Genomic DNA, 14,362 nt, shown 5'->3' on the forward strand with positions numbered 1-14,362 from the left:
TAAAAAGATGTTCAATGACTACTGAGATTAAAGATACTTTGCGTTCTGATTTTGAAAAAATGATGCGTTATTGCCTCCAGAAAAATGGTGATTTCGGTTTTAACCTGTTTGGCGAATATGCTGTATCTGTATTAAATTTCTATGTCGGGAGTTCAATTTTGCCGCTTAACGAAAAACGTGAAGCTGCATTTTTCCTTACGAACCTTTACAATGCAGGTATCAGAAATGCAATTACTCCTGAGGACATTGAAGAAATAGCCGATGTGCTCTCGCAGGACAAGACGTTAAACTATCAGCTATTGGCCCCTATCTTTAACTAAGGTTTGATCTATTATACAGGTTTAGTGCTTGGTCCACACCAGATCGCCTGTTTTATATCCACATTGGAGGGCATAGGTTAAAAATTCATTTCTTATTTTATCTGGAATTTCCCTCTCACGGCCCAAAATCCACATATAGTCGAGGTTGTCTCCAAAAATAAGTGCATATTTATAATCCGACGTTATTTTTACGATATTATAGCCACTGTAAAACGGTCCAAAGAACGACACTTTAAGTGCACCTTCATTGGGGCTGTTGACAAATTTAGCTTTTCCGATAGACTGTTTCCAGCGTTCTTTGTCTTCGGAGTACCCTTGGTTATTGACACGTATTGTACCATTTTTATTTTTGCTGTATTCTGCCGAAACTTGACTTAAGCCTTTTTCCCAATAAAAGTCGAGTCTAGCTATTTCATACCATTTTCCAAGGTATTTATCCAAGTCAAAAGGATCGACGACGTCAGGTCGCGAGATGACGGGCTTAAAGGCATTATAGGCCACAGCGCTAAGTGCGACGCCAGCTAACAGTAACAGTGATTTTTTCTTATCCATGTTCATCTTTTGAATATATATTGTTAAAACAACAATTTTGATACCAATAAGGTTTAGACATACCGCGCTATTTTGCTAATTTTGTTGACTAAAATTTGTATCGGTGTATTCAAGGGAAGAGATAAAACAATTAAAACAGTTATTCTGGACGAAGTTTGGCCAATTTATGGCTTTACATACTTCTGCAGATGGGGATAAGGTAAATTGGATCAACTACAAGACAGGCATTAAGCATTTATACTTCAAAATGGATGCGGATAACAAAGTGGCAACTGTTGCGATACAGTGGTCACAACCTGATGCTGGACTGAGGGCATTGATGGCAGAACAATTTTTTCAGTTTAAAGCGTTGTTGCAGGATCTTCTTGAAGAGGAGTGGATTTGGGACATGGACGGAACGGACGAATATGGGAAACCGATTTGTCGGATCTACACAAGCTTAACAGGTTACAGCGTTTTTAAAGAGACAGACTGGGCTGAGCTCATTTCTTTTTTTAAGCCTCGAATAATTGCGCTGGATGAGTTTTGGTCCTCAGCAAAGTATACCTTCGATATTTTCAAATAATTAACATTTAGTATAGTAAGATGAGTTATTACAGGTTTGATTCCGCTTTTCAACTCCAGTTTGTGGAGAGAACAGCGTTTTTTACAGGTAAGAACTTCGTCATCATTTAAAACAACAATCTAATGAAAAAAATGATTAAGGGTTTGCTGGCAATGGCAATGTGTTTTCAGCTTTCTTCGGTATTTGCGTGGGGTACAACGGGACATCGTGTCGTGGCCGAAATTGCGGAACGCCATTTGACAAAAAAAGCCAAAAAAAATATAGGGAAAATTATTGGAAAACAGAAACTGGCTTATTGGGCCAACTGGGGCGATTTTATTAAATCAGATCCCAATCCTAAATTTAAAAAACTGGGAAATTCCCATTTTATCAATTTAAACTCGAATTTACCCTGGGCTGATTTTCAATTGGGTTTGGAAAGTTCAGCCGACGAGAATCTTTATAAGACAGCGCTACGTATTGAGAAGTCGTTTGCAGATAAAACTCTTCCAATGGATCAGCAAAAGCAAAACCTCTATTTCTTGATCCATATTTTGGGCGATGCGCATCAACCCATGCACGTTAGCCGTGCTGAGGATCAAGGAGGCAATAAGATTGAAGTAAGCTGGTTTGGAAAAAAATCGAATATTCATCGTGTATGGGATAGCGATTTGGTTGATAATGAGAAGTATAGTTACACCGAGTTTGCAACTGTTTTAGATGTGAACAATAAAAAAGAGAATGCGCAGTTAGCGGCTGGAGAACTCTCGAATTGGTTGTATGAATCAAATCAAGTAGCTGAAAAGATTTATGCTGACGTAGCTAATAACGCCATTTTATCGTACACTTATGTCTATCAAAACAAGGATATTATGGAGCAATGTATGCTCAAAGGTGGTTTACGCCTTGCCAAAGTGTTAAATCGGATTTTTGGTTAATGTAGCGGGGCTATCACTTCACACAAACAGGGCTATCCATTTTGGATAGCCCTGTTTGTGTCATGCCAGACATATTCCTGACAGTACCGTTTAATTTATTCGATTATCAAAGAAGCTGGCCTCACGGTTTGGATATCTTCCTAATTTAGGTCAGCCCGACGTTGCGATCAAATTGATTGTATGCTTTCAGTTAAACAATGTCCGTAGATTAATTGTTTCCTGTGTATTAAATCGATTTCAATGACTATCCCACAATTATTTAAGAAAATTGTTCCCTTTGCCAAACCTTATCGTCAGTTGATTATTTATACGTTGCTATTAACGGTAGTGGGGTCTTTCGCGGCGCAAATAAACGCTTTTATTTTACGTTATACCGTAGATGAAATTAATGAGCTGATGGTCGCCAAGGAGCCTTTATCGAAAGGCATGTATCTTGTTGGTATAATTAGTATTATTTTACTAATTAAAGAAATAGTCTACGCTTTTGTGCAATTTGGTCAGAAATTTTACGGGGAGAAACTTCGCATTTATATCGCACGTGACTTTTCTCAATCCATTGTAAACCGCATTTTAACCTATAAGTTAGCCTTCTATACCTCAAGCGACAATGAAAGTGGAAAATTGGCTACCCGGATAGATGCCGGGATCAGTTCGTTGACACGTCTGGTCCAAAATTTCTTTATTGATATTCTGCCTTTGTTTGCCAATGCAATCATTGCATTAATCTGTATGTTCTACGCTAATGTATACGTAGGTCTAGTGGGATTGGCTGTTATTCCCTTGTATCTTTATATTAGTCAGACCCAAGCCTCCAGATTGACGGGCTTTAGGAGGCAGATGCGCAAATACCGGGAGTCGAAAAATAATAGGATCATTAGTTTGATCGATTCAATTTTGGTAATTAAATCTTTCGTTCGAGAGCCAGAAGAAGCGAAACGTAATGAAAAGATTCAATATGAAATGACTGAGAATCAAATGGAAACTTGAAAAACAAGTTTTTTTTACGATAGCATTAAAAATTTCGTAGAACAGATTGCCGTTGTGATAATTATTGTTTTAACGGCCTATCTTGTTCTCTCCGGCCAAATTACCATTGGTGCGATTATGTTTCATATTATGTTATTTAATAACGTTTCGGCGCCGATTCGTCAGCTGCACCGGATTTATGATGAGGTAAACGATGCCCTGGTCTATTCGGAATCTTTCTTTGAAATTTTGGAATCTGACGAGTATATAGAATCAAAGGGAGATTATAAGCCGGCACAGATAAAAGGACATTTGGCATTACGGAATGTATTTTTTGAATATCCGAATGGGACGGTTGCTTTAAAGGATGTAAATTTTGAGATCAAGCCAAATGAAATTACGGCATTAGTGGGGCTGAGTGGAGCCGGTAAAAGTACGATTATCAACTTATTGGATAAATTTTATGAACCCACCAGTGGGCAAATTTTTTTGGATGGGGTAGACTTGGCAAAATACGATACAGCGTTTCTCCGTCGACATATCGGTATGGTATTGCAACGGAATCATATTTTTAAAGGAACTATCTTTGAAAATATTGAATATGGTAAAATGGGAAGTTCCAGGGGAGAGATCATTGAAGCGGCCAAAAAGGCCTATATCCATGAGCAGATTATGGATTTGCCCAAAGGTTACGATTCAGATGCGCAATCGCTGTCAGGGGGGCAGCAGCAGCGGATCGCTATAGCTCGTTTGTTTTTAAGAAATCCACCGATTATTTTTCTCGACGAGCCTACGGCTAATTTGGACGCCATTGCGACCGAACAGATTAAAAATAGTTTGGATGCCATAAAGAAAGACCGTACAGTGATTATCGTTTCTCACAGTATCTCCCAGATCATCGATTCCAATGCTATTGTGGTCATGGAAAAGGGGATGGTGGTGGAGAAAGGACAACATGAAGATCTTTACGCACATAAAGGAACCTATTATGATATTTTCTCGGCAATGGCCAACAGCTTAAACCTGAGTAAAATAAGCAGAACATTACAAGCAGATAAAAGATAGGGGATTATTAACTTGTGCGACTATGGAGTATCATGCCAATGACCACCAATACAATACCCATACAGGAATATACATTTGGAAGTGCCGCCTGCAAGATGAGAATTTCGCCTAGCAGCGTAAAAATAACTTCCATGGCCTGTGTTGCCTCTACAGCTGCTAAGGCTTTATGATCGTGATAAACGAAATCAGTAGCTGAGAAAAATAAAAGTGTTGCAATCACCCCCGAACAAATGGCCACTAAAAAGGTTTGGAAGAGCTGGCTATCAGTTGGTAAACCATGATCAGAATAGCCAAATAGACTCAGGATAATCCAAAATGGCATACTACAGAGCGTCATCCCGAGCGTGCGTTGAAAAGCATCTAACCTATTATTTGATATTTTCATCATTTTACGGTTACCTAAGGGATAGGCAATGGCACCGATCAATACAGGGATGGTTCCCAATAACATGCTGTTTAAGGAGGTTGACTGGGCTTCTGAAATTTGCATCAAAAGAATACCTAAAAAAATTAGAATGGAGAAGAGGAGTGAAGCTTTTGATATGCTTTTTCGCTGACCTTTCGTTTCGAGCAACGGACCAATAAACATGCCGGCTATAATGGTGAATTCGAAAGTGCTGGCTACGAGCCAAGATGGGCCATAATTTGCGCCATAGGTAAGCGCCGCATAGAACAGTCCGAATCCGATGGTACTCCAAAGAAGCCATTGCCAAAGGTTGGATCTGATTTCTTTAAGTAAATCGATGAGGTTTCCTCTTATGGCAACAATGATAAGTAAGACTGGGAGCATCCAAATAAACCGTAAGGAGGCTGTCCATTGCCAGCTTCCACCGGACGCGGCCATAATGCGGTTTAGAACGAAGGTACTGGCAAAAAATAAGGCGGCTAGCGTTCCTAAAAAAAGTGCATTTTTTTTATTCTTTTTTATTGTAAATTGGATTGGCATAAATAAGTGGAATGCGATGTATACTTAACTTTGTGAAAGTAAGCAAATGTCCGTTTAAATGAAAATGAAACAAAAACTAATTGATTTTTATCGCGATTTTCTCATTTAAAATTCCTTATTTTGCCTAATCAATAAAACAAGTAGTAAGAAAATTAATCAAGATGATTATACAACCAAGAACTAGAGGTTTTATTTGTTTAACCTCGCATCCACAAGGGGCTGCGCAAAACATTAAAAATCAAATTGAATACGTGAAATCCAAAGGTGAGATCGCGAATGGTCCAAAGAAAGTATTGGTAATCGGTGCTTCTACTGGATTTGGTATTGCATCTCGGATTTCTGCAGCATTTGGTTCTGGAGCTGCTACAATCGGTGTATTTTTTGAAAAACCTGCGGCAGAAGGCAAGCCCGGGACTGCCGGATGGTACAATTCCGCAGCTTTTGAGAAAGAAGCCCATGAGGCGGGATTATATGCCAAAAGTATCAATGGTGACGCTTTTTCGGACGAAGTGAAAAAACAAACTATTGAACTTATTAAAAAGGATCTGGGACAGGTTGATTTAGTGGTTTACAGTTTGGCATCACCACGCCGTACGCATCCAAAAACGGGGGTAGCACATGCTTCTGTTTTGAAACCGATACAAGAACCATTTACCAACAAAACGGTAGATTTCCATACGGGTGTAATTTCAGATATTACCATTCAGCCTGTTGAAAATGAAGAAGATATTGCGAATACTGTAGCTGTTATGGGTGGAGAAGACTGGAAGTTTTGGATCGAAGATCTTAAAGCTGCTGGTGTGTTAGCTGATGGAGCGAAAACAGTTGCCTATTCTTACATAGGTCCTGAACTTACTTATCCAATTTACCGTAATGGTACGATTGGTCGTGCGAAGGATGATTTAGAAGGAACAGTGCCTGCCATAAACGCGATTTTGAGCGATATTAATGGTGTATCTTATGTATCGGTGAATAAAGCTTTGGTTACGCAATCAAGCTCAGCTATTCCTGTTGTTCCTTTATACATTTCTTTATTGTACAAAGTCATGAAAGAAAAAGGAATTCACGAGGGTACAATTGAACAAATGCAACGTTTGTTTGCCGAGCGACTTTATACTGCTGACGGTAAAGTATTGCTTGATGAAAAAGGTCGTATCCGTGTTGATGACTTAGAAATGCGTGAAGATGTTCAGGCTGAAGTTGCAGCATTGTGGGAGAAAGCAACAACTGAAAATTTAGCGGAAATTTCAGATATTGAAGGTTATCGTAACGAGTTTTTCAATTTGTTCGGTTTCAATTTTGAGGGTATCGATTACAATGCTGATACCAATGAAGTTGTTGGCGTACCTAGTATTGAGGGTTAAATTTAACGAATATACCTACAAAAAGAGCGATGAATGTTTAAACATTCACCGCTTTTTTTGTAGGTATATCTTTGATACAATATAGATGTTTAGTGGAGACTATGGTGTCAGCTCCCGCTGTTTTTGATAGAGTAGGTTTCCAACAACGGCAAAACCAATGCAGACCATCATGGTACTAAATGGGTATATCGCTGTCATCCCCCTATTATTGGCCACAAAGCCAATTAATGGACCTGTGATGCCAAGTGAAATATCAATAAATAGCCCATAAGCAGCCAGAGCAGAGCCTTGTTGACTTTGGTCTACCCGTTTAATGGCTTCGACACCAAGCGCAGGAAATACCAGTGAGAAGCCAAAACCCGTTAACGCAGCGCCCAATAGGGTCCATAAGGGATCAATTGCCACGGCGATAACCGTGAGGCCTACTGTTTCAACGAAAAGACTAACTAAGGCAACCTTGAGCCCACCATATTGGTCAATGACCTTATTGAAAATTAGTCGTGTTAAAATAAAAAATACGCCAAATAAAGTTAAGCATGCTGCCCCATTTTCCCAATTGAAATGTTCATAGTAAAGCGTCATAAAAGTGGAGATACTGCCAAACCCCAGACCACCTAAGGCAAGACAAATTCCAAAGGGAGCTACTAAAAGCAATACGCGTCTAAAACTCACTTTTTCAGCCTTTTTACCTGCCACTTGATAGGGTGTTTTTGCGCGGCAATAAAAATAGCCGAGCAGACCAATAGCACTGGTCAATAGAGCCAAAGCTTCATAATTGATATGATCCACCAGCAACACACCCAAGGGCGCACCAATAGCCAATGCACCATAGCTGGCTATTCCGTTGAAAGAGATCGCTTTTGCGGCATGTTCGTCGCCGAGCTCCATTAATGCCCAATTTATAGGGCTCGCACCCACTAGACCCTCTCCAATTCCAGTAAACAAGCGGGTAATAAGTAGGAGACCCAAACTGAGCAGAGGCTGAGACCGGAATAAAAAAACAAGCAGTAAAAGGAGTCCCGATAATGCAAAAAATAACATGCTGCGCAGAACGGAAATCTTGGGGCCCTTGGTGTCCACAATTTTTCCTGCATAACCGCGTAGTAGGAAAGTAGCGATATATTGAACGCTAATAACCAGTCCCGCAATAATTGTATTAAATCCTAAAGTTTGATGAATAAAGATGGGGAGGGTAGCAAGCGATAGGCCGATTGTGAGGTAACCAAGGAAAGTTAAAGAGACGTAGCCTAAAATCTTTTGATTGACCTCCCGAAGAGAAACTGTCATTATAAAAATTTTAGGCGAAATTACGTCTTTATGCTTGTTTTAAGAAATAAAATCAATAAACAACTGTCTCTTTAATATCACAATTTTTCTCGAGCCATTCTTGGTCAAATTGTTTTGGTGAAATTCTTTTGCCTTGATAGATATAGTAAACTTTTTCAGATTCACCCTTTACTGGGGGACCAGGTATTTTATTGACAATCTTCTCTTCAGGACAGTCCTGTATCAAAGCCTGTTCTTTGACTTGACGAGTTTTACATGAATTGAAGGCGATAACAAGGATGAAAAGGTACAATAATTTATTCATGAGTTTAGTTTTAATACAATTGTTAACGTAAGCGCTGTTCAAAATGCGACATCAATTATTCAATAGTGTACAACTTTTTGATCGACTGTTTGTTCTATAAAAGATACCTGAAAGGCTAGAATCGCGACAGGAGAAATTAACGTTAGAAAAATTAAATAATTAGCATAGAAAACATGAGAAGAAAAGCAACAGCCCAATGGAATGGCAATCTGAAAGAAGGAAAAGGTAGCCTGACTACAGACAGTACAGCGTTGGATCATACGCAATACTCATTTTCGACACGGTTTGAAAATGGTGTGGGAACAAACCCCGAAGAATTATTGGCAGCAGCACATGCAGGATGCTTCACCATGCAATTGAGCGCTTTTCTTTCTGAAGCCGGTTTTGTCCCGGAAGAATTAATCACCGTGTCGACAATCGTGTTCGAGAATGGTTCAATTGTGCGATCTGAACTTGAACTGCAAGGAAAGGTGCCAACGATAAGCGAAACTGAGTTTCAAACAATAGCGCATAAAGCGAAGGAAAACTGTCCGGTGAGTAAGGCATTCAGTTTCGAGAAAACCTTAGATGCAAAGTTACTTTGATAAAGGCGTTCTATCGAACAAAAACTTGGTCTTTTTTCGTTAAAAGGAGAAAAAGCTGTTATTTTTGAGGCTAACATAAATAATTAGCAATATTGAATTTTAATCCATTGAGTTTTGGTTCAGAGAAAGAAAAATAAGTTAAGTTCAGTAGCGCTTGCGGAAAAGAATCTGGAAGCTGGAAAGGTATTTTTGGAAAAGTATGCCCAGCAAGAAGGAGTAGTCGTATGCGCATCGGGTTTGCATTATAAGGTATTAACAAAGGGGGCGGGGCAAATTCCCAAGAAGTCGGCTAAAGTTATCTGCCATTATAAAGGCGAGCTTCTAGACGGAACTGTATTCGATAGTTCGTATAAGCGGAAGCACCCCGAAACGTTTTATATTAATGAACTCATCGTGGGTTGGCAAGAAGCGATTTCAATGATGCCGGTTGGATCAATCTGGGAGGTGTGCCTTCCACCAAAACTGGCTTATGGAAAGGAAGAGTTGTTACCTCGAAAAGGAGGAGAATGTACGTTGATATTTCAGATTGAGTTAATTGCGATTTTAGCTTAACCCTAAAAAACTTCCATAAAAAAGCCCGCGTCATCAGATGCGGGCTTTTTTATGGAAGTTTATTTTTTACTCTACTTCTTTGATCTTAGCATTGATTTCGGCCGTTTTAGCTTCGTCTTGCATAAAAATATAGTAGTTCTTTAAATTCGTTAAAGCATCTACATTTTTTGGTTGCAAAGAAACTGCTTTCTCTAAGTAAGGAAGCACTGGCTTTAATTCTGCTTTAATCTTATTTAATTCTGCATCATATTGCGCTTGCGTCAATTTTCTGTTATTATTAACAACATTTAATTTTTCACGTGTTTTGTTCATTAACGTGATTGCTAAATTTGTATTTGCCTCAAAAAAGTTAGGATCAATCTCCAATGCTTTTTTGTATGCTGCAACTGCTGCGTCTTCGTTTTTCGCTGAAGATTGGGCTATGCCTAGGTAATAATTTAAGCTTTTATTGTTTGGATCTTTTGCTAATTGTGCAGTGATAGCATCAATTGTTTCTTTTTCGTGGCCTGTAATCAGATTCAATTCGATGTTTTGAGTCATCGCCGCATTGTCATCTGGATAAGCTTCAGCCGCTTTTTTTGCATATTCAAGTGCTGAAGTTGTATCTTGCATAGAGAGGTACAATTTCGGTAGATCGACCATAATCGTTTTATGCGAAGAGAAATCTTTTCTTGGAATTAGTTCTTTATAACGTTCCACAGCATTCTTATAATCCTTATTTGATAGCGCTGCAACACCGCTGTAATAAGTAACTAATGTATCTCCAGGAAGATAGGTCAACGCTTTTGTAAAAGAGCTGTACGATTCAGCATATTTTTGTGCTTGATATGCTTCTGCTCCCAAATTGAAATTATATTGTCCCAGAATTTGTTCTGCAACAGTAATATTCGCTTTATTCGCACCGTCTGTATCCAGCTGTTTTGCTTTCGCAATTCCGTCCTCAGCCAATTTCGCTAATTCAGATGACTTATCTATTGTTGATAGGTTTGCATTTACCAATGCATATACCGTCCACGCTTCCGCATTATCTTTTGTTTTGTCATTGACAACAGCTGCGTCAATAGCTTCTTTCGCCGATTTCAAATTAGGAATACCCAATTGAACCGTACCAGCGTCTTTCAATTCTTGGAATTTCGCTAGGGCAGATTTTGCCTTTTTAACATTGCCCGTCTGCGCAAAAGAAACTGAGGTAGATACAGTACCTATTGCTGCTAATAATAATAGAGATTTTAAATTCATATCTATTTAACTGTTAATTGATTCAATAATAAATTCACTCTGTCTAATTGAGATGCGTCATCAATAAGCTTATAATATTTAGCCAAAGCTTTAAGCGCATTGACATCATAAGGCTTAATCTCATTTGCCTTCAACAGATACTCGATGGTCAACTCTTGTATATCCTGGTTGGAAGGTTCCTTTAATAAAGTCTCCAGATTGATTAACCCTAATGCAAGATTAGATTCATAATTATTCGGATCCAATCGCAATACATTATTATAATATTCTTTCGCCCGTTTTATATCATTGGCATTTTCGTAAGAATAGCCTGCAATATAGTTCAGTTCGACATTTTCAGGTTCTAGACGGATAGCATCAGCAATGACATTTAAGATAGCGTCATAAGAATTATTGGCCGAATACACATCAATTAATCTAAAAAGTATCTGTTTATTTTCAGAAAATATAGCATGTCCTTTTTCAAGAACGTTCAAGACATCCTGTTTAGTACCTCCGAGCGAATAAATCTGCGCTAATTCAAGAAAGTAATTAGGCTTTGGATGTTCACTTTTAATGAGTTCATCATAATATTTGATTGAATTCATATAATCTTTATTCTTGCCGGAGAGTACCGCCAGATTATATTTGAGATCATTATTTTTGAAACCAAGTGAATCTATTCGAAGGTAAGCTTTATAAGCTTTGTCAAATTTGCCATCTTTTAAAGCCAACGCTCCCTGATAGGATATGGCTCCAGCAAGATTTTGACGAATGTAGTCCATTTCCGCAGGAAAGTTTCGACGTGCTTTTTTTTGATCCAGAAGCTTAAGTGATTTGATGGATACGTCGATAGGATCCATTTTATAGGGCTGCTTCCTTGTTGAATCTGCAACTGCCAAGGAGCTATATACCAATGCTCTTAAAAGATTATTGTTGACAGAAGCTGAATCTTTCTTCGATTGGAAGGCGGCGTCTGCAAACTTTCGCGCATTTTCAAGATTTTTAAATTCGCCAGTTTTGGTATATAAAGCAAAACTGTTGCTGCCCTCTTTCAGATTGGATTGGGCAACAACAGTTAAACTACTTGCAGATATTAACAATGATATCAGTAAGTTTTTCATTAGACTATTTATTCTTCGTTTAAGTCCGTGTTTTCTTCAGAAGTTGAATCGCCATTTTCCGTTGACTCTTCGGTCAGTTCAGACTCTTCTTCAGATTCTTCTTCACGATCGACTTTCGTAATAGAAGCGATCTCGTCGTTATCTTTTAAATTAATGAGTCTTACACCTTGTGTTGCACGTCCCATTACTCTTAATTCTTCCACAGCAATACGGATAACAATACCAGACTTGTTGATGATCATTAAATCTTCGTTGTCTGTAACGCCTTTTATCGCAACGAGTTCGCCTGTTTTATCGGTGACGTTGATTGTTTTCACACCTTTACCACCACGATTCGTTACGCGATAATCCTCGATATCTGTCCGTTTTCCGTATCCTTTTTCAGAAACGACCAACACGGTAGTTTCCGAATCATTCACACTAATCATGCCAATCACTTCATCACTTTCGGCTCCCAAGGTGATACCACGTACACCTGTTGCCGTTCTGCCCATTGGACGAACTGTAGATTCATTGAAACGAATTGCTCGACCAGAACGGAGAGCCATGACAATTTCACTGCTTCCAGTAGTCAAACAAGCTTCAATTAATTGATCGCCTTCATTAATATTGATGGCATTGATACCGTTTGCTCTTGGGCGAGAATAGGCTTCCAAAGACGTCTTCTTAATCGTACCTTTTTTGGTACACATAATAATGAAGTTGTTTTCCAAATATTCTTGGTCTTTCAAGTTCTTCACCAGGATGAAGGCCTTGATTTTTTCTTCTTTTGGAACATTGATGATATTTTGAAGTGCTCGACCTCTAGAAGTACGGCTTCCTTCAGGAATCTCAAATGCACGCAACCAGAAACAGCGACCTGCCTCTGTAAATAGCAGCATATAATTATGTGCTGAGGCTGTGATGATATGCTCGGTAAAATCTTCTTCACGTGTGTTTGTGCCAATTGATCCACGACCACCGCGTCCCTGACGTTTGTATTCGGATAATGGAGTACGTTTTACGTAACTATTGTGGGAGATTGTGATAACGATTTCTTCATCATCAATAAAATCTTCCATACGCATATCTTCAGCAGAGTGTACAATCTGAGATCGACGTTCGTCACCGTATTTTTCCTTGATTTCAATTAACTCGTCTTTGATAATTTTCATACGAAGCTCTTCGTCTTCCAATATCGATTTCAAATAGTCAATTGTTTTCATCAATTCAGCATATTCCTCTTTAATCTTATCACGTTCCAGTCCTGTTAGACGACGTAAGGTCATATCGAGGATCGCGCGAGCCTGAAGGTCGGACAGGCCAAATTTTTCCATTAATCCAACGCGTGCATCTTCTGGTGTATCCGAGTTACGGATCAATTTGATGACTTCATCCAAATGATCTAAGGCAATTAAATACCCTTCTAGAATATGAGCACGTTTTTCAGCTTCTGCCAGTTCATAGCGTGTACGTCTAACGATTACATCATGTCTATGCTCCACAAACTCATGAATCATATCTTTCAGATTCAATAGCATTGGCCTTCCTTTAACTAAAGCAATGTTGTTTACTGAAAATGAAGTTTGTAGCGCTGTATATTTAAACAAATTGTTTAAAACAACATTTGCATTTGCATCACGTTTGATGTCGTACACAATACGCATACCCGTACGGTCAGATTCATCACGGATGGCAGAGATACCTTCTAGTTTCTTCTCATTAACCAGTTCGGCTGTACGCTCGATCATATTCGCCTTGTTCACCTGATAGGGAATTTCGGTAACAATAATCTGCTCTCTTCCAGACTTGGTTGCTTCTATTTCAGCTTTTGCACGCATGACAATACGGCCACGTCCCGTATTACAAGCATCTTGAACCCCGGCATAGCCGTAGATCAATGCACCTGTAGGGAAGTCTGGGCCTTTGATGTGCTGCATCAATTCTGGAACCTCAATATCACGATTATCAATAAAAGCGATTGTACCATCGATAACCTCAGATAGGTTATGTGGAGCCATATTTGTAGCCATACCTACAGCAATACCCGAAGCTCCATTTACCAGGAGGTTTGGAATACGCGTAGGAAGGACTGTTGGTTCTTGTAAGGAATCGTCAAAGTTATTTTGGAAATCAACAGTGTCTTTGTTGATATCGGATAGCATTTCCTCGGCAATTTTCTTTAATCTTGCCTCAGTGTAACGCATCGCCGCAGGTGGATCGCCATCAATGGAACCGTAGTTACCTTGACCATCTACCAAAGGGTAGCGTAAACTCCAATCTTGAGCCATACGAACCATGGTGTCATAAACGGACGAATCACCATGTGGGTGATACTTACCTAATACGTCACCGACGATACGGGCAGACTTTTTGTAAGGCTTGCCACTGGTAACCCCTAAGTCCAGCATGCCATAAAGAACACGTCTGTGTACTGGTTTCATGCCATCACGGGCATCAGGAAGTGCTCTTGATACAATGACAGACATGGAATAGTCAATGTAGGCAGACTTCATCTGATCCTCGATGTTGATTGGGATAATCCGGTCGTTTGCCGGAACAAGATTGTTGTCGTTTTCTGTTTCTTCAGCCATATGAATTTGGTTTCAATAAAACTAG

At 39.2% G+C, this 14,362-nt stretch carries 15 protein-coding genes; 8 read left to right on the top strand and 7 right to left on the bottom strand.

Annotation, left to right across the window (positions count from 1 at the left end; genetic code table 11):
- Positions 1-14: 14 nt before the first annotated feature.
- A complete protein-coding gene (locus tag B4Z90_RS08475) occupies positions 15-320 on the top strand; it encodes a hypothetical protein (protein WP_046673578.1) in 306 nt (101 codons plus the stop codon).
- 21 nt (positions 321-341) lie between these two features.
- Here the strand turns inward: B4Z90_RS08475 and B4Z90_RS08480 are convergent, their stop codons facing one another.
- A complete protein-coding gene (locus B4Z90_RS08480; RefSeq protein ID WP_070569098.1) occupies positions 342-872 on the bottom strand; it encodes a lipocalin family protein in 531 nt (176 codons plus the stop codon).
- Positions 873-975: 103 nt separating this feature from the next.
- On the opposite strand from B4Z90_RS08480, the gene B4Z90_RS08485 reads away from it, so the two are divergent.
- From B4Z90_RS08485 to B4Z90_RS08500, 4 genes are all read left to right on the top strand, one after another.
- Positions 976-1,437: a DUF4268 domain-containing protein gene (locus B4Z90_RS08485; RefSeq protein WP_070568910.1), complete on the top strand. Its 462-nt coding sequence runs from the start codon at positions 976-978 to the stop codon at positions 1,435-1,437.
- Between the two features lie 122 nt (positions 1,438-1,559).
- A complete protein-coding gene (locus B4Z90_RS08490; protein ID WP_286801941.1) occupies positions 1,560-2,354 on the top strand; it encodes a S1/P1 nuclease in 795 nt (264 codons plus the stop codon).
- 240 nt (positions 2,355-2,594) lie between these two features.
- Positions 2,595-3,341, top strand: coding sequence for an ABC transporter ATP-binding protein (locus B4Z90_RS08495; RefSeq protein WP_286801943.1), 747 nt, complete (start codon positions 2,595-2,597; stop codon positions 3,339-3,341).
- A 54-nt stretch (positions 3,342-3,395) separates the two neighbouring features.
- Positions 3,396-4,385 carry an ABC transporter ATP-binding protein gene (locus tag B4Z90_RS08500; protein ID WP_286801944.1) on the top strand — a complete coding sequence of 330 codons (990 nt, stop codon included), beginning with the start codon at positions 3,396-3,398 and terminating at the stop codon, positions 4,383-4,385.
- A 7-nt stretch (positions 4,386-4,392) separates the two neighbouring features.
- Here the strand turns inward: B4Z90_RS08500 and B4Z90_RS08505 are convergent, their stop codons facing one another.
- Positions 4,393-5,331, bottom strand: a complete 939-nt coding sequence (locus B4Z90_RS08505) for a multidrug resistance efflux transporter family protein (protein ID WP_286801945.1) — start codon at positions 5,329-5,331, stop codon at positions 4,393-4,395.
- A gap of 161 nt (positions 5,332-5,492) precedes the next feature.
- On the opposite strand from B4Z90_RS08505, the gene fabV reads away from it, so the two are divergent.
- Positions 5,493-6,695 carry an enoyl-ACP reductase FabV gene (fabV, locus tag B4Z90_RS08510; RefSeq protein WP_112376488.1) on the top strand — a complete coding sequence of 401 codons (1,203 nt, stop codon included), beginning with the start codon at positions 5,493-5,495 and terminating at the stop codon, positions 6,693-6,695.
- Between the two features lie 99 nt (positions 6,696-6,794).
- Here the strand turns inward: fabV and B4Z90_RS08515 are convergent, their stop codons facing one another.
- Complete coding sequence (locus tag B4Z90_RS08515; RefSeq protein ID WP_286801947.1) at positions 6,795-7,982, bottom strand: MFS transporter; 1,188 nt, start codon at positions 7,980-7,982, stop codon at positions 6,795-6,797.
- Between the two features lie 52 nt (positions 7,983-8,034).
- Positions 8,035-8,286, bottom strand: coding sequence for a hypothetical protein (locus tag B4Z90_RS08520; protein WP_046673571.1), 252 nt, complete (start codon positions 8,284-8,286; stop codon positions 8,035-8,037).
- Between the two features lie 173 nt (positions 8,287-8,459).
- Between B4Z90_RS08520 and B4Z90_RS08525 the strand changes: the two genes are divergently transcribed.
- Both B4Z90_RS08525 and B4Z90_RS08530 read left to right on the top strand, forming a co-directional pair.
- Positions 8,460-8,870, top strand: coding sequence for an OsmC family protein (locus B4Z90_RS08525; RefSeq protein ID WP_070568887.1), 411 nt, complete (start codon positions 8,460-8,462; stop codon positions 8,868-8,870).
- Positions 8,871-8,984: 114 nt separating this feature from the next.
- Positions 8,985-9,422, top strand: coding sequence for an FKBP-type peptidyl-prolyl cis-trans isomerase (locus tag B4Z90_RS08530; RefSeq protein WP_286801948.1), 438 nt, complete (start codon positions 8,985-8,987; stop codon positions 9,420-9,422).
- Positions 9,423-9,488: 66 nt separating this feature from the next.
- Here B4Z90_RS08530 and B4Z90_RS08535 read toward each other — a convergent pair whose 3' ends face one another.
- The 3 genes from B4Z90_RS08535 to gyrA are packed head-to-tail and all read right to left on the bottom strand — an operon-like array spanning position 9,489 to position 14,337.
- Positions 9,489-10,661 carry a tetratricopeptide repeat protein gene (locus tag B4Z90_RS08535; RefSeq protein WP_112376491.1) on the bottom strand — a complete coding sequence of 391 codons (1,173 nt, stop codon included), beginning with the start codon at positions 10,659-10,661 and terminating at the stop codon, positions 9,489-9,491.
- A gap of 2 nt (positions 10,662-10,663) precedes the next feature.
- Positions 10,664-11,764 carry a tetratricopeptide repeat protein gene (locus B4Z90_RS08540; protein ID WP_286801949.1) on the bottom strand — a complete coding sequence of 367 codons (1,101 nt, stop codon included), beginning with the start codon at positions 11,762-11,764 and terminating at the stop codon, positions 10,664-10,666.
- 8 nt (positions 11,765-11,772) lie between these two features.
- Positions 11,773-14,337, bottom strand: a complete 2,565-nt coding sequence (gene gyrA, locus B4Z90_RS08545) for a DNA gyrase subunit A (RefSeq protein WP_088161693.1) — start codon at positions 14,335-14,337, stop codon at positions 11,773-11,775.
- Between the last annotated feature and the right edge of the window lie 25 nt (positions 14,338-14,362).

It is taken from the genome of Sphingobacterium sp. UBA5639 (assembly GCF_002421245.1).
Lineage (GTDB): Bacteria > Bacteroidota > Bacteroidia > Sphingobacteriales > Sphingobacteriaceae > Sphingobacterium > Sphingobacterium multivorum.

Bases quoted from the DNA above. Each gene is read 5' to 3' on its own strand.
- B4Z90_RS08480 (WP_070569098.1), bottom strand. From the start codon at position 872: ATGGATAAGAAAAAATCACTGTTACTGTTAGCTGGCGTCGCACTTAGC.
- B4Z90_RS08525 (WP_070568887.1), top strand. From the start codon at position 8,460: ATGAGAAGAAAAGCAACAGCCCAATGGAATGGCAATCTGAAAGAAGGA.
- B4Z90_RS08540 (WP_286801949.1), bottom strand. From the start codon at position 11,764: ATGAAAAACTTACTGATATCATTGTTAATATCTGCAAGTAGTTTAACT.
- B4Z90_RS08505 (WP_286801945.1), bottom strand. From the start codon at position 5,331: ATGCCAATCCAATTTACAATAAAAAAGAATAAAAAAAATGCACTTTTT.
- fabV (WP_112376488.1), top strand. From the start codon at position 5,493: ATGATTATACAACCAAGAACTAGAGGTTTTATTTGTTTAACCTCGCAT.
- B4Z90_RS08475 (WP_046673578.1), top strand. From the start codon at position 15: ATGACTACTGAGATTAAAGATACTTTGCGTTCTGATTTTGAAAAAATG.
- B4Z90_RS08535 (WP_112376491.1), bottom strand. From the start codon at position 10,661: ATGAATTTAAAATCTCTATTATTATTAGCAGCAATAGGTACTGTATCT.
- B4Z90_RS08495 (WP_286801943.1), top strand. From the start codon at position 2,595: ATGACTATCCCACAATTATTTAAGAAAATTGTTCCCTTTGCCAAACCT.
- gyrA (WP_088161693.1), bottom strand. From the start codon at position 14,337: ATGGCTGAAGAAACAGAAAACGACAACAATCTTGTTCCGGCAAACGAC.
- B4Z90_RS08490 (WP_286801941.1), top strand. From the start codon at position 1,560: ATGAAAAAAATGATTAAGGGTTTGCTGGCAATGGCAATGTGTTTTCAG.
- B4Z90_RS08515 (WP_286801947.1), bottom strand. From the start codon at position 7,982: ATGACAGTTTCTCTTCGGGAGGTCAATCAAAAGATTTTAGGCTACGTC.
- B4Z90_RS08520 (WP_046673571.1), bottom strand. From the start codon at position 8,286: ATGAATAAATTATTGTACCTTTTCATCCTTGTTATCGCCTTCAATTCA.